The sequence below is a fragment of the Oxalicibacterium sp. genome, from assembly GCF_035565035.1.
Taxonomy (GTDB): Bacteria; Pseudomonadota; Gammaproteobacteria; order Burkholderiales; family Burkholderiaceae_D; genus Oxalicibacterium.
The window spans coordinates 40,856-65,022 of sequence record NZ_DATMTD010000115.1 but is presented as its reverse complement, the minus strand read 5'-3'; the positions used below and the strand labels follow the sequence as shown (position 1 = coordinate 65,022).

Below are 24,167 nucleotides of genomic sequence, written 5' to 3'. Positions count from 1 at the left end.
GTACCGATACGAACTGCCGGCTGCGTGAATTGCTTCGCACGAGCCGGCTCAACGATTAGTTGATTTTCTTCGCTTTTTCGATTGCTTCTTCGATCGTGCCAACCATGTAGAACGCTTGTTCAGGCAGGTGATCGAGTTCGCCGGATGCGATCATCTTGAAGCCCTTGATCGTGTCTTTCAGCGAAACGTATTTACCAGGCGCGCCGGTAAACACTTCAGCAACGTGGAACGGCTGCGACAGGAAACGTTGCATCTTACGTGCGCGGGAAACCAGCAATTTGTCTTCCGGTGCCAGTTCGTCCATGCCCAGAATCGCGATAATGTCGCGCAATTCCTTGTAGCGTTGCAGCGTGCCCTGAACAGCGCGTGCGGTTTCGTAGTGTTCCTGACCAACGACTTGCGGATCCAGCTGACGCGAGCTCGAATCGAGTGGGTCAATCGCCGGGTAAATACCGAGCGAAGCGATGTCACGCGACAGAACGACGGTCGAGTCCAAGTGAGCAAACGTGGTTGCCGGCGATGGATCGGTCAAGTCATCCGCTGGAACGTAGACGGCCTGGATCGACGTGATCGAACCGACTTTGGTCGACGTAATACGTTCTTGCAGTTTGCCCATTTCTTCAGCCAGCGTCGGTTGATAACCCACGGCGGAAGGCATACGGCCCAGCAGAGCGGATACTTCGGTACCAGCCAGCGTGAAACGGTAGATGTTGTCGACGAAGAACAGAACGTCACGACCTTCGTCACGGAATGCTTCAGCCATCGTCAAACCGGTCAACGCAACGCGCAGACGGTTGCCTGGTGGTTCATTCATCTGACCGTAGACCATCGCGACTTTGGAGTTTTCCGGATTTTCCAGATCGACCACTTTCGCGTCAGCCATCTCGTGATAGAAGTCATTACCTTCACGAGTACGTTCACCGACACCGGCAAACACAGACAAGCCGCTGTGTGCTTTAGCGATGTTGTTGATCAGTTCCATCATGTTGACGGTCTTGCCCACACCCGCACCGCCGAACAGACCGACTTTACCGCCTTTGGCAAACGGGCAAACCAGGTCAATAACCTTGATGCCGGTTTCCAGCAGATCGGTCGAAGGCGACAGCTCGTCATACGCTGGCGCTTTGCGGTGGATCGATGCCGTGCGTTCGTTGCTGACAGGACCGCATTCGTCGATCGGGTTACCCAGCACGTCCATGATGCGGCCGAGCGTTGCCTTGCCGACTGGAACAGTGATCGGGTTGCCGGTGTTTTGAATCGTCATGCCGCGGCGCAAACCGTCGGAGGTACCGAGTGCAATGGTACGGACCACGCCGTCGCCCAGCTGTTGCTGAACTTCCAGCGTCAGTTCGGAGCCTGCCATCTTCAAGGCATCGTAAATCTTAGGCATCGCATTGCGCGGGAATTCAACGTCCACCACAGCGCCGATACACTGAACGATTTTGCCATCAGCCATTTTCGTTCCTTCAATAATTAAAATTTAAAATCTGGTTGTTGAGAGCAGCGCATCGTTTCCGCTGACACCGCTCTGCAATCGCATTAAACCGCAGCCGCACCGGCAACGATTTCCGACAGTTCCTTCGTGATCGCAGCCTGACGCGTCTTGTTGTAGACGAGCTTCAGTTCACCAATCACGCTGCCGGCATTGTCGCTTGCCGACTTCATCGCCACCATGCGAGCCGATTGCTCGGACGCGAGGTTTTCGGCCACTGCCTGGAAAATCAGCGCTTCAACGTAGCGCACCAGCAGTTCATCGATCACGGTTTGTGCGTCCGGCTCGTAGATGTAATCCCATGCCAGCGAATCTGCATCTGCCGTCAACTTGTCAGCAGCCAATGGCAGCAACTGCTCCATCATCGGCTCCTGCTTCATCGTGTTGATGAACTTGGTATACACGAGGTACACCGCATCCAGCTTGCCGTCCTGGTACGCATCGAGCATCACCTTGACCGGGCCAATCAGCTTGTCCAGGTGCGGGGTGTCACCGATTTGCACCGCATGCGACACGACACGCGCGCCGATACGGTTCAGGAAACCCAGACCCTTGTTGCCGATTGCAACGGTTTCGACTTTCTTGCCTTGCGCTTCCAGCTCACGCAGTTTGCTGGTCACGATGCGCAACGAGTTCGTGTTCATGCCGCCACACAAACCCTTGTCGGTCGTCACGATGATGAAACCCACCGTTTTCGACAGGTCCGATTTCACCAGGAACGGATGCGTGTATTCCGGATTGGCTTGCGACAGGTTGGCAGTGATATTGCGAATCTTGTCGCTGTATGGACGAGCCGCATGCATCCGGTCCTGCGCCTTGCGCATTTTGGATGCAGCGACCATTTCCATCGCCTTGGTGATCTTCTTCGTATTTTCTACGCTCTTGATCTTGCCACGTATCTCTTTGCCTGAAGCCATGAGTTGTTACTCCTTATAGCCCCAAAGATCAGAACGATTTTTTGAAATCAGCAATCGCGGCAGCCAATGCAGCTTCGTCGTCTTTCTCGAGCTTCTTGGTGTCTTCGATCTTCTGCAGCAATGCTGCGTGGCTGGACTTCATGAAACCGTGCAGACCCGATTCAAACGCGAGCACTTTCTTGACTTCGATGTCATCGAAGTAGCCCTTGTTGACGGCGAACAGCGAAACAGCCATCAGCGAAATCGACAACGGTGCGTACTGACCTTGCTTCAGCAGTTCGGTCACACGTGCACCACGATCCAGCTGCTTGCGGGTTGCTGCATCCAAATCGGAAGCAAACTGCGCAAATGCTGCCAGTTCACGGTACTGCGCCAAGTCGGTACGGATACCGCCGGACAGGCCTTTGATGACCTTGGTCTGAGCAGCACCACCAACGCGCGACACCGAGATACCTGCGTTAATTGCAGGACGGATACCGGAGTTGAACAGGTTGGTTTCCAGGAAGATCTGACCGTCGGTAATCGAAATCACGTTGGTCGGAACGAATGCGGAAACGTCGCCGGCTTGCGTTTCGATGATCGGCAGTGCGGTCAGCGAACCGGTTTTGCCTTTGACTTCACCTTTGGTGAAAGCTTCGACGTAATCGGCGTTGACGCGTGCTGCGCGTTCGAGCAGACGGCTGTGGAGATAGAACACGTCGCCAGGGAACGCTTCACGGCCTGGTGGACGGCGCAGCAGCAGCGAAACCTGACGGTACGCAACGGCTTGCTTCGACAGATCGTCATAGACGATCAGCGCGTCTTCACCGCGGTCGCGGAAGTATTCGCCCATTGCGCAACCGGAGTAGGCGGAGACGAACTGCATTGCAGCCGATTCCGATGCCGATGCTGCAACGACGATCGTGTATTCCATCGCGCCGTGCTGTTCCAGTGAACGCACGATGTTCTTGATCGACGAAGCTTTCTGACCGATTGCAACGTAGATACAGGTAACGCCCTGGCCTTTTTGGTTGATGATCGCATCAACGGCCACAGCGGATTTACCGGTTTGACGATCGCCAATGATCAGTTCGCGCTGACCGCGACCGATCGGCACCATGGCGTCAATTGCCTTGATACCGGTTTGCATTGGCTGGTCAACGGATTGACGTGCAATAACGCCCGGTGCGATTTTCTCGATCGGTGCGCTCAACTTGGCATTGACAGGACCTTTGCCGTCGATAGGCTGACCCAGCGCATTAACCACACGGCCGCGCAGTTCAGGACCGACCGGCACTTCCAGAATGCGGCCGGTGCACTTGACCGTATCGCCTTCGGAAATGTGCTCGTATTCACCCAGAATAACGGCGCCGACGGAGTCGCGTTCCAGGTTCAGCGCGAGGCCGAACGTGTTACCCGGGAATTCCAGCATCTCGCCTTGCATGACGTCGGACAGACCGTGAATGCGGCAGATACCGTCGGACACGGAGATGACCGTGCCCTGATTGCGAATCTCAGCGTTGTCGCCGAGCCCTTGAATCCGGCTCTTGATCAGTTCGCTGATTTCAGACGGGTTGAGTTGCATATAAACTCCTAAAATTTTCTCTGTAGCTTGAGGGCACGGACGATTATGCGGTCAGCGCAACATGCATCTGTTGCAGCTTCGCGCGCACCGAGGTATCGAGCACTTCATCGCCGACAACGACGCGCACGCCACCGATCAATGCGCTGTCTACAGCGACGGTCGGATTAAGCTTGCGGCCGAATTTCTTTTCCAGCGTCGCGACCAACTCCGTGACTTGCGACGGCGACATTTCGAAGGCGCTCGTGATGTCGGCATCGGCGGCACCTTCCTGCGCATTTTTCAATGCGTGGAATTGCTCGGCGATTTCCGGCAGCAACGTCAGGCGATCGTTCTGTACCAGCATGTCGATGAAGTTTTTCGCTTCTGAGCCAACGGGGGATTTCAACGCAGACACAAACGTGGTGCTGACATCCTTGTCCGAGACTTTAGGGTTGTGCGCCAATGCGTAAACATCGGGATGCGCAGCAACCTGAGCCATTTCGGAAACAAGGGTCGACCATGCGTTCAGATCGGCGGATTTCGCCACGCGGAACAGGGCTTCGGCGTAAGGACGGGCAATCGTTGCAAGTTCGGCCATGATTACAGCTCGGCTTTCAGTTGGTTCAACAGATCGGCGTGGACCGCAGCATTGACTTCGCGCTTCAGAATCTGCTCGGCACCCTTGACTGCCAGGGTGGCGACCTGGTCACGCAATGCTTCACGCACCTGGGTGACTTGCTGATCTGCGTCTGCCTTTGCAGCAGCGATGATGCGGGCAGCTTCTTCGGCAGCGGTTTTCTTCGCTTCCTCGATGATGCCCAGACCGCGCTTTTCGGCGTCGCTGATACGCTTCTGTCCGGCTTCCTGCGCAGAAGTCAGTTCTGCCTGCGCGCGCTTTTCAGCGGCAGCCAGATCCGACTTGCCACGTTCGGCAGCAGCCAAACCGTCCGCGATCTTCTTGGCGCGCTCATCGAGCGCATTCATCAGCGGAGGCCACACGAATTTCATCGTGAAGCCGGCGAGGATGAAGAAGACCACGAACTGCGCAATCAGGGTTGCATTTAAGTTCATGGTTATTTCCTTCTCAAATTAACGTGTCTGCCGAAATCGTGTTTCAGCGTGAAACCGGTAACGAGAACCGAATTAGCCAGCAACGAATGGGTTTGCGAATGCGAACAACATTGCGATACCAACACCGATCAGGAACGCAGCATCGATCAGACCAGCCAGCAGGAACATCTTGGTTTGCAGGGTGTTCATCAATTCTGGTTGACGTGCGGAAGCCTCAAGATATTTGCCGCCCATGATTGCGATACCGATACAAGCGCCGATCGCGCCCAGACCAATAATCAAACCACAAGCCAGTGCAACAAATGAGAGGTCGGTCATGACAATTCCTTCAAAGTTAAGTTAAATCAAAAGTTAAAACCAAAACTGCAATTACTGCATTTCAAAAATCTTAGTGGCCTTCGTGCGCCTGGCCGATGTACACCAGCGTCAGCATCATGAAAATGAATGCCTGCAGGAAAACGATCAGGATGTGGAAGATTGCCCACAACGAACCTGCCAGCACATGGCCGAAGAAGCCGAACGCGGTCGCGGTCGAACCCAGCAATGCGATCAACAGGAACAGCAATTCGCCAGCGTACATGTTGCCGAAAAGTCGCATCGCGAGCGATACGGTTTTTGCTGCGAATTCGATGATGTTCAACAACAGGTTGAACGGCGCCAGCCAGATACCGAACGGTGCGGCGAACAGCTCGTGAATGAAGCCGCCGGCACCCTTGATCTTGAAGTTGTAATAGATCATCAGCGCGAACACGCCGAGCGCAATGCCCATCGTGCCGTTCAGGTCGGCCGTCGGCACGACACGGTGATGCGAGATCACGCTGTCCAGACCAACTGCATGGAAAAATGCGGAGAACATGTCAACCGGCAGGAAGTCCAGCGAGTTCATCAATGCAACCCAGACGAAAACCGTCAGAGCCAGTGGTGCGATAAAGGTACGGTCGCCGTGAACAATCGATTTGGCCTGGTTGTCGACCATTTCAACCACCATTTCGACAGCAGCCTGGAAACGGCCCGGCACGCCGGACGTCGCCTTGCGGGCAGCGCAGTACATCAGGAAGCAGCCAACCACACCGGCAAAAATGGACCAGAACAACGTATCAATATTGATGATCGAAAAATCGACGATCTTGTCTTGATGATGGGTCGAAAAATGCCCAAGATGGTGGACGATATATTCGGAAGCGGTCGGTGCGTGGTGCTCCGCACCTGCTGTAGCCATTTCAGTCGCCATGTTCAGTGCCTAAATAATAAGATGATGTAACTTTTCAATGCCACGGCGAATGCGGCGATCAGCGCAAACACATTCAGATCGTGGTACAACCGGACGACTGCCCACAACAAGGCAATCGTCAAAGCAATCTTGACAAATTCACCGATGAAAAATGTCATCGGGTTGACGGACTTGGATTTTTGCGCAGCGGAAAATAGGCGTAGCGCAAACAGACCGTTCGGCACCACGCAGCACAACCCACCCAACAGCGCCGAATAAAATGCCGGCATTCCAGCAATCAAACCTGCAATCAGACTCGTGATCACAGTAGCCGCGAGTTGCAGGAGGACGACGGGCAGCATACGTTCCAGATGGTGCAGCTCCAGGCGATCTTGTTTCGATCGGGCCGTTTCGGAGCCGGGGTGAATACTAACTAAGTCGTGCGTTCCATGAAGCCACGGGATTATAAGGGCTTTATTAAGGAAGCGTCAAACGGTTTGGTTCCTGAAATCCCGATGAATATTTCGGGTTTTCCCGCATCGACAAACGGATTGTTTTGCTTTATAAATTCATCTGCAACGTTGCAACGGGATTGACTTGGTCGAATGCTTTCGTTTTGACAACATACCGACCGCCCCTAATAAAAACGCAGGTCAGGCAGCACGCAATCTGGCAATCACCCCGTCAAGTGCATCGAGATCGGCGAAATCGATGATCAATTGACCACGATTTTTTGCGCCGAGTTTGATGGCAACCTGGGTGGCCAGCGTATCCGACAACTCTTCTTCCAGCCGGGCAATATCACGTGACTTTTCCTTGCCGGCTTTCGGTTTGGCACCGCCCTGGTCCAGCGTCGAGCGCACGACGAGTTTTTCGGCTTCGCGGACCGACATACGTTTGGCAACGATCTGGTTGGCCAGCGAAATCTGCGTTGCGGAATCCACCGACAGCAACGCACGCGCATGGCCCATATCGATATCGCCTGCCATTAACATGGTCTGGACCGGTTTCGCCAGATTCAGCAGACGCAACAAATTGGAAACGGCGCTGCGCGAACGACCGACGGCCGTGGCAGCCTGTTCATGCGTGAAATTGAAGTCGGCGATCAGGCGGTGAATGCCTTGCGCTTCTTCCAGAGGGTTCAGATCTTCGCGCTGGATATTTTCAATCAGCGCCATCGCGGCCGTGGCTTCGTCGTCGACCTCTTTCACCAGCACCGGCACTTCTGTCAGACCGGCGATCTGGGCGGCGCGGAAGCGACGTTCACCGGCGATGATTTCATAACGCGGCTTGCCGTTGACCGGCGCAATAGGACGCACAAGAATTGCCTGCAGCAAACCCTGCGCCTTGATCGACGCAGCGAGTTCATTCAACGCACCTTCATCCATGCGCGTGCGCGGCTGATATTTACCGGCCTGCATGTCGGCCACCTGCAACGTCGTCGGTGCGCCGGGAATCGCGGCAACGGCTTCATTGAAATCGCTGGAACCGCCGAGCAATGCATCCAGGCCGCGGCCCAGGCCTTTTTGTTTTTTCGTAACCATGTTTCGCTTATTGCCTATCGATTGGTGACATGCGACTTCGCCGCACACCACACATTTGTTTTCAAATCGCCTTGATGCGTTCGACCATTTCGGCGCCGAACGCCAGATAGGCCTGCGCACCCTTGGACGCCGGATCGAAATTGATTCCCGGCATGCCGTATGACGGCGCTTCGGCCAGTCGCACATTGCGCGGGATGATCGTCTTGAATACCTTGTCGCCGAAATGCTGTTCCAGTTGCAGCGACACTTGCTGTGACAAGGTCATGCGCGGATCGAACATCACGCGCAACAGGCCGATGATCTTCAGGTCCGGATTCAGCTTTGCATGCACTTTCTTGATCGTGTTGACGAGATCGGACAAGCCCTCCAGCGCATAGTATTCGCACTGCATCGGAATGATCACGCCGTGCGCTGCACACAGTCCGTTCAGCGTCAGCATCGACAACGCTGGGGGACAATCGATCAGCATGAAATCGTAACCGGCATCGACCGCGGACAACGCATCCTTCAGACGATTTTCGCGATTCTCGAGTTCCACCATTTCCACCTCGGCGCCTGCGAGTTCGCGGTTTGCCGGCAACACGTCGAACTTGCCGGTCTCCGATGTCACGCGCGCGGCAGTCACATCCGCCATGCCGAGCATCACTTCATAGATCGACGATTTCAGTTCGGCCTTGTTGATGCCCGCACCCATTGTTGCATTGCCCTGCGGATCGAGATCGACCAGCAAGACACGCTGATTCAATTGTGCCAAACCCGCTGCCAGATTGACTGCCGTAGTGGTCTTGCCGACGCCTCCCTTTTGATTCGCGACGCAGAAAATTTTTGCCATGTTCTCGTTTTAGTTGGTGGTCGGTTCGGCATTGCGCCGATCATGAAAATAATGACTCAGGGCGTCTGTCTGGTCTTGACCAGTTTTGCCGTATCGAAGCCCTGCTCGGTCAGGCGATTGACGATTGCCGCGTATGTGGCATCCGACATCGTCGGTGTGCGCGACAGAATCCACAAATACTCGCGTGACGATTCGCCAACGGCTGCATACGTGTAATCGTCCGCAAGATCGATAATCCAGTAATCCGCCCAGACGAAAGGAATCCAGCCGAGCCAGTCGGGTGCAAAACGTACCTTCAAGCGCGCGTTGGTGATGGCATCGACGATACGTCCGCGGCCGATCGCTTCCTCCAATGTACCGTCGCTCTTCTTGCAGCGATTGACGACCTCGATTTCACCGTCGGTACGCTTGCTGTATTCGGCAGTGACATTGCCGCTGCACTGATCCTGGAAACGATTGGGAAAGCGCGCAATTTCGTACCAGCCACCGACATAACGATCGAGATCAACCTTGGCAACCGGCCGCACATCCTGAGCAAGTGCCGAATTGAACAGACAAGCCGCACAGAGTGCACCAAGCATCAAGATTCTGTTCATGCTGCCTCCCTTTCGATAAAAACCAGATGGCGTTCCGCATTCAATGTCGGCACATGGAGCTGAAGTATTTCGCTGACGCGCCAGCCTTCGGCCAGACGCCCCGCCTCTTCACCCGGCGCCACGCCCTTGAGCGCGATAAAACGTCCACGTTCATCCAGCAGGTGCTGCGACCATGTAACGAAATCATTGAGCTCCGCAAACGCGCGCGAAGTAATCACGTCAAACATTTGCGGTGCCTGCCACTGTTCGACGCGACCGGTTTGCACGCTGACATTATGCAGATCAAGCTCTGCTTTCACCTGCGTCAGGAACGCGGTCTTCTTGTGCACCGTATCGATCATGGTCAATCGAAGTTCGGGTTGCGCTTCTTCGGCCCAGATCGCCAGCACGATTCCAGGCAAGCCACCGCCGGCACCAACGTCAAGCACAAACCGCGCACCGTCAAATGCCGTGACTGCCGCCAGGGAGTCCAGCAAATGCTGCACCACCATCTGCGATGGGTCGCGTACGGCGGTCAGGTTGTAAACCGCGTTCCACTTGAGCATCAAGGCCAGATAGTCGATCAGCTTGTCACATTGCGCTTCGCTCAACGAAACAGACAAGGCGCGCGCGCCATCAGTCAGTTGGGCGGTCAACGCCGCTCGATCAAAGGACTTCATGCTGCCGCTTCGGATGCCGGCGGCACCGTAGCAAATTCCTTGAAGCCGCCCTTCTTCAGGTGCACCAGCAACAACGAGATTGCAGCCGGCGTGACGCCCGAAATGCGCGATGCCTGTCCCAAGGTTTCAGGCTTGTGCTTGCACAATTTCTGCCGCACTTCGAACGACAGGCCCTTGACCTCCATGTAGTCAAAGGCCCCTGGCAATTTCAGGTTCTCGTAATAATCGTGACGTTCGACTTCCTTTGCCTGGCGACCGATATACCCGGCGTACTTCAACTGGATCTCGACCTGCTCGCGCACCGCGTCTCCCGAGACGCCCGGGCCGCCCAGATCCTGGCCGTCGGCGCCCTTCAACGTCATCAGACTGGCATAGCTGACATTCGGGCGACTGAGTAAGTCTGCGAGTGCATACTCTCGCTCAATGCCTTTACCCAACACGCGTTCGGCCTCAGCTTGAGCCAAAATTCGGGGATTGACCCAAGTGGAACGCAGGCGTTCCAGCTCGCGCGCAACCGCTTCTCGCTTGGTTTCGAATGCCGTCCATTGCGCATCGCCGACACAACCGAGTTCACGACCGATTTCCGTCAGGCGCATATCGGCGTTGTCTTCACGCAGGCTTAAACGATATTCGGCCCGGCTGGTAAACATGCGATATGGCTCCAGCACACCCTTGGTGATCAGGTCATCGACCAGCACGCCGAGGTAGGCTTCGTCGCGGCGTGGCGTCCATGCCTCCCGACCTTGCGTCTGCAATGCAGCGTTGAGTCCGGCCAGCATGCCTTGTGCGGCGGCCTCTTCATAACCGGTGGTACCGTTGATCTGGCCGGCGAAAAACAGTCCCTGGATGACCTTGGTTTCCAGCGATGCCTTCAGGCCACGCGGATCGAAGTAGTCGTATTCAATTGCATAACCGGGACGCAGGATATGCGCATTTTCCAGGCCACGCATCGAACGCACGAGGTTTAACTGCACATCGAATGGCAGGCTGGTGGAAATCCCGTTCGGATAAAACTCGTTCGTGGTCAGGCCTTCCGGCTCAAGGAAGATCTGGTGCGAGTTCTTGCTGGCGAAACGATGGATCTTGTCCTCGATGGATGGGCAGTACCGCGGACCGACGCCTTCAATCACGCCGGTGTACATCGGACTGCGATCCAGACCGCCGCGGATAATGTCGTGCGTTTGTTCGTTCGTGTGCGTGATCCAGCAAGGCATCTGTTTTGGATGCATCGCGGCCGAGCCCATGACGGAAAACACCGGGATCGGATCGAGATCGCCCGGCTGTTCTTCCATCACCGAGAAATCGATCGTGCGGCCATCGATACGCGGCGGCGTACCGGTTTTCAATCGGCCCTGCGGCAGCTTCAATTCCTTCAGGCGCGCAGAAAGCGAAACTGCAGGTGGATCGCCGGCACGACCCGCCGAGTAATTATTCATGCCGACGTGAATCTTCCCGTCGAGAAAAGTACCTGCCGTCAGCACCACAGCTCTCGCCATGAACTTGATACCAACTTGCGTAACTGCGCCGACCACACGATCGCCTTCGACCAGCAGATCGTCGACTGCTTGCTGGAACAGCCAAAGATTCGGCTGATTTTCCAGGCGCGAACGGATCGCTTGTTTGTAAAGGATACGATCGGCTTGCGCGCGCGTGGCACGAACGGCCGGGCCTTTGGAGGAGTTCAGGATGCGGAACTGGATACCTGCTTCATCAGTGGCAATCGCCATTGCGCCACCCATGGCATCGACTTCCTTGACCAGGTGGCCTTTGCCGATCCCGCCAATCGACGGGTTGCAGGACATCTGGCCCAGCGTTTCAATATTGTGCGTAAGCAGCAGCGTCGCCTGTCCCATGCGGGCAGACGCCAGTGCAGCTTCGGTTCCGGCATGGCCGCCGCCGACAACGATCACATCAAATTTGTCAGGAAAAATCATGGTGCGCCTCAATGAGACTTAGGTGAGACAGTTAGGCAGAGGCGAGATTATAAAGTCTTTTTGATTTTATTTCGCCCGTTGCCGAGCAGGCCCGCAACAATCAAGCGCGGGATGTTTCACGTGAAACACTCGTCAGCCCAAAAAGGCGTCGTAAGCCGTCTTCAGGATCAAGGCCGAAACCACGAACAGGAATAACTTGCGGACAAAACCCGCTCCGTAACGAACGGCCAGCCGGATACCGACCAGTGACCCGATTACATTACATGCGGCCATCACTGCACCCAATTGCCACAACAAATGTCCGCTATAACCGAACCACAATAAGGCGGCAAAATTACAGGCGACATTGACCACTTTCGCCACGGCAGAAGCGCCGAGAAAATCGAAGCCGAAGAAACGGACAAACAGGAATACCAGAAAGCTGCCGGTACCCGGGCCAAAAAACCCGTCATAAAATCCGATGCCGCCGCCGACCAGGATTGCAATCGCCCGCTCTCTCCTTCCCGTATGCGCAGGAGCATGGACGCTGCCAAAGTCTTTTTTACGAAACGTATATATCGCTACAGCGACCAGAACAAAGGGTAAAAATTTCCGGATAAAGTCCGGCGGGATATGCGTGACGGCAAATGCGCCGGCAAAAGAGAGTGCGAATGCGGCCATGGCTGCCGGCACGGCTGTGCTCCATTGCACCCGAACCCGACGTGCGAAACCGACAGCGGCCGCAGTCGTGCCGCAAACTCCCGCCAATTTATTCGTGCCGAGAAGTGTTGCCGGCATGGCATTGGGCATGGCCGAAAACAATGCTGGTAGCTGGACCAACCCGCCGCCACCGACCACGGCGTCGATCAGTCCTGCAACAAATGCCGCAATCGCCAGAATGACATAATCAGCCATGCAGGCAGTCCCTGCGTTTTCTGATCAGTGTTTTGGAAAAGACCCAATAACGTTTCACGTGAAACATTGAACTTATTTGCTTACCGGCATCGAAAACTCGGGGCCTTTATCGATTGTTTCCGGCCAGCGCTGCATGATTGATTTATAACGCGTATAAAACCGGATGCCCTCTTCGCCGTAAGCATGGAGGTCACCGAACATGGAGCGTTTCCAACCACCGAACGAGTGCCATGCCATCGGTACCGGAATAGGGACATTGATTCCGACCATCCCGACTTCGATCCGGCGGGAAAACTCGCGGGCGGTATTGCCATCCGATGTGAATAACGAAACCCCGTTTCCAAATTCATGGCCGTTAATCAGATCAATGGCAGCAGCAAAGTCGGGTACACGAACGATGCACAGAACCGGTCCGAAGATTTCTTCCCTGTAAATCGTCATGTCTGGAGTCACATGATCGAACAGGCATCCCCCCAGAAAGAAACCTTGGTCGTGGCCACCCACTTTCAGTCCGCGCCCATCTACCAGCAGCTTTGCGCCTGCTTTTACACCAGCTTCGATGTAGGCTTCGATTTTTGCTTTGTGCTCGGCAGTGACGACCGGGCCCATTTCAGCGTCCGGATCCATGCCATTTTTAACCTTGAGTAATTGCACACGCGGAATCAAGGCGTCGATCAGCTTGTCCGCCACACTGCCGACGGCCACCGCAACTGAAACCGCCATGCAGCGTTCGCCAGCCGACCCGTATGCCGCGCCCATCAATGCATCGACTGCCTGCTCCAAGTTTGCATCCGGCATCACGACCAAGTGGTTCTTCGCTCCGCCGAGTGCCTGTACTCTGAGTGGATAGGGACCCATGCGGCTGGTACCGGCGGTATAGACATGTTCGGCAATTGGCGTCGAGCCGACAAAGGAAACCGCACGCACATCCGGATTCCGCAGCAAGGCATTGACTACATTTTTGCCGCCCTGCAATACATTGAATACCCCATCAGGCAAACCGGCTTCGTGCAATAGCTCCGCCACCATCAGCGAAGGGGAAGGGTCGCGCTCCGACGGTTTCAGAATAAACGTATTTCCCGTCGCCAGTGCAACCGGTGCCATCCACATCGGCACCATGAACGGAAAATTGAACGGCGTAATGCCGGCGGTGACGCCAAGCGGTTGACGCAGGTTCCAGTTATCGATGCCTCCACCGATATTGTCAGTAAATTGTGTTTTTAATAACTGCGGGATGCCGCAAGCGAATTCAACCACTTCCAGTCCGCGCGTCACTTCGCCTTTTGCGTCTGAAAAGATCTTGCCATGTTCCCGGGTAATGGCCGCGGCAAGATCATCATGATGGCGTTCGATCAGATCCTTGAACCTGAACAGGATGCGCGCCCGTTTCAACGGAGCCGTTGCTGCCCAGGCCGGGGCCGCAGCTTTGGCGGCTGCAACAGCGGTTTCTACGTCGGCTTCGTTACCGACGAGTACCTCCGCACCGACTTCACCTGTCGCGGGATTGAAAACCGGTTGACGATCGCCATCAGCGGAATCGACACGTCCACCATTTATATAATGTCCAATTATCGGAAGGCGCATCTGGATCCCTCAGGCCGTTGATTATCTGGCCGATGAGATTACCATGACGTCGCAAATGTTACTGATTCAGGCTGTGGATAAGGCACGGGAAAAACACTGGATAGTTTGTGGATAACGATGTGGAAAAGAGAAGTCTTGATCTTATGCAGAATCCATCCCTGCTCAATACACTGCTTATGCAGGTTTTATCCCAAGCGTAAATAACTGATTTAAAAACTGTTTACAGGGTTATCCACAGAAAACACCCTACGTTAACTATTACTACTAAACATATATACAACCAATTTAATTTAAAACCAGAACCCCATCAAAACCCCCAAACCAGAAAAAGAAGAACTGAAAACCATCCATTAAATTTCATTTCCAGGAAATCTGACGTGATGTGAATCGACGCAACTTAATCAGACACTTCCCTCGTTATACATTCCGTACCGATATTCAGAATACTGCTCGAACAACGTCTTGTTGAAGGACCTTGAGCGCACTAAAGCTCGAACCTCGCCATTAGAAGGCCCCACAGCCACGTCATAATCGAATCGTCGATCTTGGTGAGGGATGCTCCGATTAACTCGACCAGAGTTGCCTGGATCGTTTCCTCAACCAAAAATTGTTTTGACTCAGCCTTACACACTGTGAACACTACAAATTAGGTACAGACAAAAAAGCCCGCATTTTCATGCAGGCTCGATGACACGACTTCAATCAACCTTTTTTTGGCCGGGCGGAGGTGCTTTCGGCTTTTCCCTGTAATCAGCCAACAATTTCGCACAATCGATTGCCTCGGTGCGTCCCGGATTAATCAAGGGAACAACCGCGGCGAGTGGCGCCAATACCCCCAATGCGATTGCACCGCCCGCCTTGGCGACAAGCGCACCTTTGTACAGACCGATGTCCGGATTTTTGAAAGTACCCTTGACGTACAACGGCGAACGCAACGAGATGATGCGCAACCCTTTTGTCTTCGGTCGCACGTCGAGATTCATTGCTTCCGTCGACAGGTTGATCGTGCCATCGACAACAACGACAGCGTCATCGGTATCCATTACAAAATATTCCGTTTGCATCAGACCTGATTTGACGTCGAAGTCGGCTGCGAGGCAATTCAACTGCACCTGCTTGTCACCGAATAATTTGGCAAACACAGCATTGGGAACATTCAAGCCTGCTGCTTCCAGAATGAACTTGCTGACACTGCCTTCTGTAACAGCACCTTTTACTTCACCATTGGCAGAACCCACCATTGCGGCGATCGAATTACCGGTGCCCGATAACGATGCATCGGCATTCACTTCGCCCAGACTGGCCTGCATGCTTTCCAGCGTCGGGAAAAGCTGCTTGATCTTCAAATGCCGCGCAGCCGTTTTGATTTGCGCCTGAATGACATTCGATTGCCCGTTGAGCGTGATATTGGAGGTAAGGTTGCCGCCTGCCACACCAAAGTTCAGCGGTGTCAGCGTCAATACCTTGTCCTTCATGTGGATCTCGGTCACCAGATCATCGATCGGCAATGCGGCATCCCGAACAATTTTACGGCCGGTAAATTTGACGTCGGCATCCAGCGCGTCCCATTTGTCGGTGGTGAACTGCTCGACCGGCAAAGCCTTGGCATCAGGCTGTACGGCTTTTGCATCGCGATTTTTCTTTTCGGCGTTACTGTCAGCTTTTACGACTGCACCGAGATCTTCCAGTCGCAACTGATTGGAAACCATCTCGCCACGCAATAGTGGACGAGGTTTTTGGACGATGTATTCGAGCGTGCCTGCCAGGTCGCTTTCGCCAACCTTGCCGGTGAATTTTTCGTATTTCCAGTTGCTGCCGTCGGCGTTCAGGTGCCCGATCAGATGCCCCTTTGTGGCGTAAGGAGGTGTATCCGGCAGAAGCACGCCGGTCAGCGGATACAGGTTGGCCATGCTCGGGCCGGCCAGTGTCAGATGCAGATCGATTGCAGTAACGGCAGTTGGCTGGGTGACGTTGCCCTCGACGCCGATAATATTTTTGCCGATGTGCACATTGGCTTGTACCGGAAAGACAGTGCCCTTTTCCTTTAACGACAAAATGCCGCCGGTCTTGCCGCCGCCGGTGATCGGCGCGTTGTTATAGCTGCCGCCTGCCGTGAACTGCAGACCATAACCTTTTGGATTGTTGTCGTTCAGTGTCTGTGCGGTCGCTTTCAAATCGAGTTTGATGTTTGGATCGAGATAGCGCAACGCGGCCTGCCTGATTACCAGTTTGCCGAATTCAACGGCCCAGGCTGAAGGCTCGTCGTCATTCTTCTTGAAGGTCCAGTTATTTTTACCGTCGGTCGTTCTTTCCAGGCCCAATGCCAGACCGTCGACATCCAGTTCATGCAATACCACTTTTTTTGCCAGCAAAGGCCAGGGATTGATCGAGAACGCCACTTGCTTGAGCGTGACCATTTGCGGCCCGGTCCTGGCCCAGTCAGGATTGCTCAGCACGATGTCGCTGGCAGAAGGACGCGGCCATGGAATCCATGCGTGCCAGCCATCCTCTTCCGCGGCGCGTTTCCAATCCAGGTTCAGATCGCCGCGGATTTCGAATACGCGCCCTGTCGCGTCGCTGACGCGCTCATTGATCCACGGCCTCGCCCGATTCCAATCGAACGTCAACAGGAACACGATGCAGAGGATCGGAATCGCGAGTAAGCCCAGCGTGCTCCACATGATTATTTTTTGCGTTCGAGACATGGGGAACCTTGGTCAATGACAATATAAATAGGACTGCCCTGCAAGTTTCGAGTTCAACGTATACCGGGCCGGTTTTGCCGTCATTATGTGAAACAACACACATTGATCACAAACCGAAATGACCGGTAACGACGGGCAGCCAGAACACAGAGGATATCGAAAGGGAATAAAAAAGCCCTGCAACGCAGGGCTTGAAGCCTGTTACATGGCAGCTCAGCGTTATTTCTTGATACGTCCGATACCATCTTCGGTGCTCGCGCTCAGTTGTTCGCGCAGCCATTTGTGTGCCGGATTACGCGCATCGCGCTCGTGCCACAACATATCGACGTGAACATCCGGCAGTTCAAACGGCAAAACCTTTGCGATCAGTGAATCTTCCATGCCGGTCGATGCAATCAAGTGTCGCGGCAGCACCGTGATCAGATCCGAACTGGCCACGACGCGCCCGGCAGTAAAGAACTGGTTGACTGTCAGCAAGATACGACGCTCCCGGCCCAATTCAGTCAATGCGTCATCCATCAATCCCTTTGCACGTCCGGAGAAACTTACCAACAGATGATGCGCTGCACAATAAGTATCCAGCGTCAGTTCTTCCTTGGCCAAAGGATGATTTTTGCGCATCACGCAGACATATTCGCCGGTGTAGAGACGTTCATGGCGGATTTGCGAAATGGCCGTGTTCTGCCCGCTGGCCAGCTGTGCGGCGACGCCCGGGAAAAAGCCGATTGCCAGGTCAACATCGCCGCGCAACAGCATCGGTCGCGGCTCGCGCGTCGTCAACGGCACCATCCGCACATTCAGCCCGGGCGCATCGCGCTCGATCGCTCGCACAAGGAAAGGTAACCACAGCGCGGCGGTCGCATCGGCCATCGCCATGCGAAATGTCGTATTGACGCGCGATACGTCAAACGTGTCCGGAGTAACGGCGGCCTCCAGATCCGACAGCGCGCGACGCACGATCGGCCACAACTCTGCAGCGCGCGACGTCGGTTTGACGCCGTGTGCCGTCCGGATGACCAGCTCGTCGCCGAGAGTTTCGCGCAGGCGCCGCAGGGCATTGGAAACCGCCGGCTGCGTCATCGCAAGCAGGTTGGCGGCGCGGGTCAGGTTCTGCTCCGTCATGACGGCATCGAAGACGCGCAACAGGTTCAGATCAAGGGTGAGAAAACTCATGGTGTGGTTACCGAATAAAGGAAATTAGCGATCCCGTTCATATTCATGATTAGTATAACTGGTATCCGAAATTGAAATTAGATTTATATCTCTACTATACCTATACTGCAATGCATCAACAGGGATCATTTATAGAAAGAAAGGAAATTATCATGTCTACATTATTGAACAGCACTACTTCCGCTTATGCGTTGAACAGCAAAGCCAACCAGATCGCTCAATCGCAACCTGAACTGGCATCGGCTCTGCGCATGCGCGCTGCCTACGGCCTTCAGCAACCATTCGCTCAACGCGTTGCTCAAGTGGAAGCCAAAGCAGTGAAGTCGGCTCAAGCACTGAACAGCAAGGCAAACTCGATCGCTCAATCGCAACCGCAGCGCGCCATTCAGCTGCGCATGCAAGCGGCTTTCGCTTAACGCACCACGTTGAAATCGGTTGAACGAAAATTAACAATTCAATCGATAAAAAGGAAATTTCGCAATATTCGGCGGTAACTGTTAATTGAATATTGCGACGGCTGAAGTCGCGAAGTCGAAATGTGGCTGGAAGCCTGCGATTCAAGCGAGCGTGATATGACGCCGCTTTGGAAATATTTAACGACGCTGCCCGACGTCACATCGGGCGACGTTTTACCGTGTCTCCTCCTCCCTCTCAAGGAAGGTTTAAGCCCCGCGAGCCGAATGCTCAGCGAGGCTTTTTTTCGTCTACGTGTCTCAAACTGGAACATTGTGCTGACAATTCGCGTCAATATCAGGATAAAACCCGCGATTTGGTGCAAAATGGAGTTGCCGCCTGCTTTGCAGTCGGCGGATGTCGTGATGTTGTTATCCCACAGGAGTCAACTTGAGCCGTCTTATCAAAAACAACTATGCCAACAGTGCGTTGTTGAAAGAACTGATGACCACACCACCGATGACGGCAGAGCAGCATGCCGAAATCATGCGAAAGCGAATTGCCCACCGTCGTATGGTCGAGGAAGCCAAGGAATTGAAGACAGCCAGCGAAGATGCCTATCAGGGACAGTAAATAAAAAGCGCGGAATTCCGCGCTTTTGTTTTTTACACAGCGGATTTCAATCCGCTGCAATCGGTTGGCTTTCACGTTCGTTAAGAACCAACGGCGAACGATCTCATTTGATTTCTTATTTGGCTGACGGGAAGAAAACCTGTTCGCCATTGACGCGGTATTCACCGATTTTCTTCTGGCCTTCAGGCGACGTGATCCAGTCAACCAGCTGCATGGCGCCCTTGTAGTTGATGTCCTTGTACTTGGCCGGGTTGACGGCAATGATGCCGTACGGATTGAACATCTTCTTGTCGCCTTCAACCATGATGGCCAGGCCGGTTTTTGCACGATATGCACCGTACGTTGCACGATCAGTCAACGTATAGCCCTGCAGTTCGCCTGCCATCGTCAGCACTTCACCCATGCCGAGGCCGGCAGAAACGTAATTGCTGCCTTCCGGCTTGACGTTGATATCCTTCCAGTACGATTTTTCCATGACATCCGTACCGGAGTTGTCACCGCGCGAAATGAATTTCGCTTTCGCGTCGGCGATTTTCTTCATCGCGGCAAGAACATCATGGCTGCCTTTGATACCGGCCGGATCGCTGGTCGGACCGACGATGATGAAATCGTTGTACATCACGTCGCGACGATTGACGCCATGGCCTTCAGCCATGAACTTGTCTTCCAACGAGCGCGCATGAACCAGTGTCACGTCGACGTCGCCGTTCTTCGCCAGCTCAAGCGCCTTGCCCGTACCGACGGCAATCACATGGACCTTGGAATTTGTCTTGGCTTCAAACGCCGGCAGCAAATAAGGCAGCAAGCCGGAATTGTCAGTGCTGGTCGTGGTCGACAGCTTGATGATTTGTTGTGCAAAGACCGGCGCGACGAATGCAGATGCAAGCACGACAGCGGCAAGACGGAATACGGATCGACGTAACATGATTTCTCCTACAGGCAAGACATGAAATAAAAAGCTGCGGACCCAGATGGTAGCGCAGCGTGGGCTTGAGACAGTTCTTTTCCGTCAGATCATTTTATGTGTACGCACGGCTTCCAGAACGATGTCCTTCAAGCCTTCGCCGCCATGATGTTCAACGTGATCCATCAACGCGATGCGCATGCGTGGATCCCACGATCTTCTCAGATGGCCGGCGATCTCATCCAGCGATTTTGTACGATCCTTCATCGATTCAAAAAAATCACCGATCTGGTTGGCCATGATGATCAGGGTGTCTATGGTATTGCCGCTCATTGCGTTTTCCTTGGAGTAAATTCTTTTATTTTGAAGTGGCTCGTATCAGACGATGCGACTGTGCATAGACGACGTGACTTTGATCTCTTACGAAACCGATCAGCGTCACATTGGACTCCTCGGCCATGCGAATGGCCAGGCTTGTCGGCGCCGAAATCGCGGCAAGAAATCCAATGCCCATCGTCGCGGATTTCTGCACCATTTCATAACTGGCGCGACTGGTGATCAGCGCAGCACCAGCAGAAAAATCCAGTCTTTTTGCTGCCATGGCGCCGATCAATTTATCCAGAGCATTGTGGCGACCGACATCCTCGCGCACCAGATCGATGCTGCCTTCGACAGTCATCCATGCTGCCGCATGCGTCGCGCCCGTGTATTTCTGCAGGCGCTGCATGTTGCGCATGGTTTTCATGCCGGCGTGAATCTGTGCGGCAGAAAACATCGCGGTACCGATCGTTGCTTCAGGACGGCGAATCGCCTGTTCGAGCGTCTCGGCACCGCACAGACCGCAGCCGGTACGGCCCGTCAGGTTGCGGCGCTTGTCCTTCAACGCGACGAATCGTTCGGTTGCCACCTGCATCTGTACCTGGATGCCATCGCAGCCGGGGATCACTTCACAGTCGTACAACTCGGACCTGTCTTGCAGAATGCCTTCGCTGAGTGAAAAACCCAGCGCGAAATCTTCCAGATCGTAGGGAGACGTCATCATCACTGCATGCGAGATGCCGTTGTACTCCAGCGCGACCGGAATTTCCTCCGCGACGTCGTCTTCGCAGACGACACGCCGATCCGCGTCCCATTTTTCAACGGGGACGCGAACCAGCGCACTGCGTTCTTCATCTGTGAATGCATTCATCATGCAGTCCTGTTGTCGTCCTTACTTCGCTGCAGTCGTTTCACGAGGGATCAGCTTGGTGCTCGCAAAACTTTCCTGCTCGGCGTTGAAGCGGTTGTACGAACGCTGCCATTCCGACGGTTGCGACACAGGCATGATTTGTACCGCCGTGACCTTGTACTCGGGACAGTTGGTGGCCCAGTCGGACGAGCTGGTCGTGATCACGTTGGCGCCCGATTCAGGAAAGTGGAACGTGGTGTAGACAACGCCTGGCTGGATACGCTCGGTGATGTCCGCGCGCAGGACCGTCTGCCCGGCACGCGATTCGATGCCGACCCAGTCGTTCTGCTTGATGCCGCGTTCCGCTGCATCGTCCGGATGGATTTCCAGACGATCTTCGCTGTGCCACATGTTGTTGAACGTACGGCGGGTTTGCGCCCCGACGTTGTACTGCGACAGGATACGGCCGGTCGTCAGGATCAACGGAAAATCCTTGTTGGTGCGCTCACCGCTGCCGAAGTACTTGGTGTTGATGAAACGGCCCTTGCCGCGCACGAATTCCTTGATGTGCATGGTTGGCGTGCCTTCCGGTGCTTCGGCGTTGCATGGCCACTGGATGCTGCCGCCCAGTTCATCGATGCGCTTGAAGCTGACGCCGGTGAAGGTCGGCGTCAACGATGCGATCTCGTCCATGATTTCACGTGGATGCTTGTAGTTCATCGGATAACCCAATGCGTTCGACAGCATCTGCGTGACTTCCCAGTCGCCATAGCCGGATTTCGGCGGCATCACTTTACGTACGCGCGAAATACGGCGCTCGGCATTGGTGAAGGTGCCGTCTTTCTCGAGGAACGACGAACCCGGCAGGAACACGTGTGCGTATTTCGCGGTTTCGTTCAGGAAGATGTCCTGAACGATGATGCATTCCATTTTTTCCAGTGCGCCGGTCACGTGTTGCGTGTTCGGATCGGACTGAACGATGTCTTCACCTTCGCAGTACAGGCCCATGAAGGTGCCGTCCATCGCGGCATCGAACATGTTCGGAATGCGCAGGCCCGGTTCCGGATCCAGTTTGACGTTCCATGCCGCTTCGAATTCGGAACGCGCAGTGGTGTCGGATACGTGACGATAGCCGGGCAGCTCATGCGGGAACGAACCCATGTCGCACGAACCCTGCACATTGTTCTGACCACGCAGCGGGTTCACACCCACGCCTTCGCGACCGATGTTGCCGGTTGCCATCGCCAGGTTGGCAATACCGATGACCATGGTCGAACCTTGTGCATGTTCGGTGACGCCCAGGCCGTAATAGATTGCGCCGTTCTTGCCTTCGGCGAACAGGCGTGCAGCGGCACGGACGTCAGCGGCCGGAACGCCCGAGAACGGTTCCATCGCTTCCGGCGAGTTCTCCGGCAACGAAACGAACTCCGCCCATTCCTCGAACGAGTCGACTTCGCAACGTTCCTTGATGAAGTCGGGCTTGTGCAGGTCCTCGGTGATGATCACGTGCGCCAGCGCATTGATGACGGCGACGTTGCTGCCCGGCTTCAGTTTCAGGTGATAGTCGGCCATGATGTGTGCCGACTTGACCATTTCGGTTTCACGCGGATCGATAACAATCAACTTGGCGCCCTGACGCAGCCGGCGTTTCATCTGCGAGGCAAATACCGGGTGGCCCGATGCAGGGTTGGCGCCGATGATCATGATGACATCGGATTTCATCACCGAGGCAAAGGTTTGCGTACCGGCCGATTCGCCCAGCGTGACCTTCAGGCCGTAACCGGTCGGCGAGTGGCAAACGCGTGCGCAGGTGTCGACGTTGTTGTTGCCGAACGCAGCGCGGACCAGTTTCTGTACCAGATAGCCTTCTTCATTCGTGCACCGCGACGACACCAGACCGCCAACGGAACCCTTGCCGTATTTGCCCTGGATGCGTTTGATTTCGGATGCGGCGTAGTTGATCGCTTCTTCCCACGACACTTCTTTCCACGGGTCGGTGATCTTCGAGCGGATCATCGGTTTCAGCATGCGGTCCTTATGCGTCGCATAACCCCATGCAAAACGGCCCTTGACGCAGGCGTGTCCCTGGTTGGCCTTGCCGTCCGGATTCGGCACCATGCGGACAACTTCGTTGCCCTTCATTTCGGCCTTGAACGAGCAACCGACGCCGCAGTATGCGCAGGTCGTGACTTTGCTGTGTTCTGCCTGCCCCATCATGATGACGGTCTTCTCGGTCAGCGTCGCAGTTGGGCATGCATCGACGCAGGCACCGCAGGAAACGCATTCCGATTCGATGAAGTCTTCGTTCTGGCTGGCAGCGACGCGCGAAGTGAAGCCGCGGCCGTCGATCGTCAGTGCAAACGTGCCTTGCGTTTCTTCGCAGGCGCGCACGCAACGATTGCAGACGATGCATTTCGATGCGTCATAAGTGAAGTACGGATTGGATTCGTCCTTCTCCATCTTCAGATGGTTTTCGCCATCGTAGCCGTAGCGCACGTCGCGCAGGCCGACCACGCCGGCCATGTCCTGCAGTTCGCAGTTGCCGTTGGTCGGACAGGTCAGGCAGTCCAGTGGATGATCCGAAATGTACAGTTCCATCACACCACGGCGGATGTCGGCCAGTTTCGGGGTTTGGGTCTTGATCTTCATGCCCGCTTCGGCAGGCGTCGTGCACGATGCCGGATAGCCGCGACGGCCTTCGATTTCAACTAGGCACAGACGGCAGGAGCCGAATGCTTCCAGGCTGTCGGTGGCGCACAATTTCGGGACGTTGATGCCGGCTTCTGCTGCCGCACGCATGACCGACGTGCCTTGCGGCACGGAGATCGTTTTACCGTCGATTTCCAGTGTGACGAGATTTTCGGATTCACGTTTCGGCGTGCCGTAATCGATGCCATTAAGTAAGTTCATTTTTT

23 protein-coding genes are annotated in these 24,167 nt (G+C 54.8%); 2 read left to right on the top strand and 21 right to left on the bottom strand.

Annotated features, from left to right (window positions below; translation table 11 throughout):
* Positions 1–55 precede the first annotated feature (55 nt).
* From atpD to VN114_RS12500, 17 genes are all read right to left on the bottom strand, one after another.
* The gene (gene atpD / locus VN114_RS12580) at positions 56–1,456 is read right to left on the bottom strand and encodes a F0F1 ATP synthase subunit beta (protein WP_325515366.1); all 1,401 of its coding nucleotides are present in this window, start codon (positions 1,454–1,456) and stop codon (positions 56–58) included.
* Between the two features lie 83 nt (positions 1,457–1,539).
* On the bottom strand, positions 1,540–2,409 hold the full coding sequence (gene atpG / locus VN114_RS12575) for a F0F1 ATP synthase subunit gamma (RefSeq protein WP_325515364.1): 870 nt from the start codon (positions 2,407–2,409) through the stop codon (positions 1,540–1,542).
* Between the two features lie 28 nt (positions 2,410–2,437).
* Positions 2,438–3,973, bottom strand: a complete 1,536-nt coding sequence (atpA, locus tag VN114_RS12570; RefSeq protein ID WP_325515362.1) for a F0F1 ATP synthase subunit alpha — start codon at positions 3,971–3,973, stop codon at positions 2,438–2,440.
* 43 nt (positions 3,974–4,016) lie between these two features.
* Positions 4,017–4,550 carry a F0F1 ATP synthase subunit delta gene (locus tag VN114_RS12565; RefSeq protein ID WP_325515360.1) on the bottom strand — a complete coding sequence of 178 codons (534 nt, stop codon included), beginning with the start codon at positions 4,548–4,550 and terminating at the stop codon, positions 4,017–4,019.
* A gap of 2 nt (positions 4,551–4,552) precedes the next feature.
* Positions 4,553–5,023 carry a F0F1 ATP synthase subunit B gene (locus VN114_RS12560; protein WP_325515358.1) on the bottom strand — a complete coding sequence of 157 codons (471 nt, stop codon included), beginning with the start codon at positions 5,021–5,023 and terminating at the stop codon, positions 4,553–4,555.
* Between the two features lie 72 nt (positions 5,024–5,095).
* The gene (atpE, locus tag VN114_RS12555; protein WP_325515356.1) at positions 5,096–5,341 is read right to left on the bottom strand and encodes a F0F1 ATP synthase subunit C; all 246 of its coding nucleotides are present in this window, start codon (positions 5,339–5,341) and stop codon (positions 5,096–5,098) included.
* Between the two features lie 70 nt (positions 5,342–5,411).
* A complete protein-coding gene (gene atpB, locus VN114_RS12550) occupies positions 5,412–6,254 on the bottom strand; it encodes a F0F1 ATP synthase subunit A (protein ID WP_325515354.1) in 843 nt (280 codons plus the stop codon).
* Positions 6,255–6,256: 2 nt separating this feature from the next.
* On the bottom strand, positions 6,257–6,595 hold the full coding sequence (locus tag VN114_RS12545; RefSeq protein ID WP_325515352.1) for an ATP synthase subunit I: 339 nt from the start codon (positions 6,593–6,595) through the stop codon (positions 6,257–6,259).
* A 291-nt stretch (positions 6,596–6,886) separates the two neighbouring features.
* Positions 6,887–7,777, bottom strand: a complete 891-nt coding sequence (locus VN114_RS12540) for a ParB/RepB/Spo0J family partition protein (RefSeq protein ID WP_325515350.1) — start codon at positions 7,775–7,777, stop codon at positions 6,887–6,889.
* A gap of 61 nt (positions 7,778–7,838) precedes the next feature.
* A complete protein-coding gene (locus VN114_RS12535; protein WP_325515348.1) occupies positions 7,839–8,609 on the bottom strand; it encodes an AAA family ATPase in 771 nt (256 codons plus the stop codon).
* Positions 8,610–8,665: 56 nt separating this feature from the next.
* On the bottom strand, positions 8,666–9,205 hold the full coding sequence (locus VN114_RS12530) for a lipocalin family protein (protein ID WP_325515346.1): 540 nt from the start codon (positions 9,203–9,205) through the stop codon (positions 8,666–8,668).
* Entirely contained in the window at positions 9,202–9,864 is a 663-nt protein-coding gene (gene rsmG / locus VN114_RS12525) for a 16S rRNA (guanine(527)-N(7))-methyltransferase RsmG (protein ID WP_325515344.1), read from the bottom strand. Before rsmG ends, VN114_RS12530 begins: the two co-directional genes overlap by 4 nt.
* Entirely contained in the window at positions 9,861–11,798 is a 1,938-nt protein-coding gene (mnmG, locus tag VN114_RS12520) for a tRNA uridine-5-carboxymethylaminomethyl(34) synthesis enzyme MnmG (protein WP_325515343.1), read from the bottom strand. The genes rsmG and mnmG overlap by 4 nt, the downstream gene beginning before the upstream one ends.
* A 132-nt stretch (positions 11,799–11,930) precedes the next feature.
* Positions 11,931–12,692, bottom strand: coding sequence for a TSUP family transporter (locus VN114_RS12515; protein ID WP_325515342.1), 762 nt, complete (start codon positions 12,690–12,692; stop codon positions 11,931–11,933).
* A 72-nt stretch (positions 12,693–12,764) separates the two neighbouring features.
* A complete protein-coding gene (locus VN114_RS12510; RefSeq protein ID WP_325515340.1) occupies positions 12,765–14,276 on the bottom strand; it encodes a CoA-acylating methylmalonate-semialdehyde dehydrogenase in 1,512 nt (503 codons plus the stop codon).
* 698 nt (positions 14,277–14,974) lie between these two features.
* Positions 14,975–16,981, bottom strand: a complete 2,007-nt coding sequence (locus VN114_RS12505) for an AsmA family protein (RefSeq protein ID WP_325515338.1) — start codon at positions 16,979–16,981, stop codon at positions 14,975–14,977.
* A gap of 219 nt (positions 16,982–17,200) precedes the next feature.
* Positions 17,201–18,154, bottom strand: a complete 954-nt coding sequence (locus VN114_RS12500; RefSeq protein WP_325515336.1) for a LysR family transcriptional regulator — start codon at positions 18,152–18,154, stop codon at positions 17,201–17,203.
* Between the two features lie 152 nt (positions 18,155–18,306).
* Here VN114_RS12500 and VN114_RS12495 point away from each other — a divergent pair, with 152 nt between their 5' ends.
* Together VN114_RS12495 and VN114_RS12490 are read left to right on the top strand one after the other, a co-directional pair.
* Complete coding sequence (locus VN114_RS12495; RefSeq protein WP_325515335.1) at positions 18,307–18,570, top strand: hypothetical protein; 264 nt, start codon at positions 18,307–18,309, stop codon at positions 18,568–18,570.
* Positions 18,571–18,997: 427 nt separating this feature from the next.
* Positions 18,998–19,180 carry a hypothetical protein gene (locus tag VN114_RS12490; protein ID WP_325515386.1) on the top strand — a complete coding sequence of 61 codons (183 nt, stop codon included), beginning with the start codon at positions 18,998–19,000 and terminating at the stop codon, positions 19,178–19,180.
* Between the two features lie 115 nt (positions 19,181–19,295).
* On the opposite strand, the gene VN114_RS12485 is transcribed toward VN114_RS12490, so the two are convergent.
* The 4 genes from VN114_RS12485 to fdhF all read right to left on the bottom strand — a co-directional run bounded on the left by VN114_RS12485 (position 19,296) and on the right by fdhF (position 24,162).
* Positions 19,296–20,105 carry a substrate-binding domain-containing protein gene (locus VN114_RS12485; protein WP_325515333.1) on the bottom strand — a complete coding sequence of 270 codons (810 nt, stop codon included), beginning with the start codon at positions 20,103–20,105 and terminating at the stop codon, positions 19,296–19,298.
* Positions 20,106–20,189: 84 nt separating this feature from the next.
* Positions 20,190–20,417 (bottom strand): formate dehydrogenase subunit delta, encoded by a 228-nt coding sequence (locus VN114_RS12480; protein WP_325515331.1) that lies wholly within the window; start codon positions 20,415–20,417, stop codon positions 20,190–20,192.
* 25 nt (positions 20,418–20,442) lie between these two features.
* Complete coding sequence (gene fdhD / locus VN114_RS12475) at positions 20,443–21,273, bottom strand: formate dehydrogenase accessory sulfurtransferase FdhD (protein ID WP_325515330.1); 831 nt, start codon at positions 21,271–21,273, stop codon at positions 20,443–20,445.
* Between the two features lie 21 nt (positions 21,274–21,294).
* The gene (gene fdhF, locus VN114_RS12470) at positions 21,295–24,162 is read right to left on the bottom strand and encodes a formate dehydrogenase subunit alpha (protein WP_325515328.1); all 2,868 of its coding nucleotides are present in this window, start codon (positions 24,160–24,162) and stop codon (positions 21,295–21,297) included.
* Between the last annotated feature and the right edge of the window lie 5 nt (positions 24,163–24,167).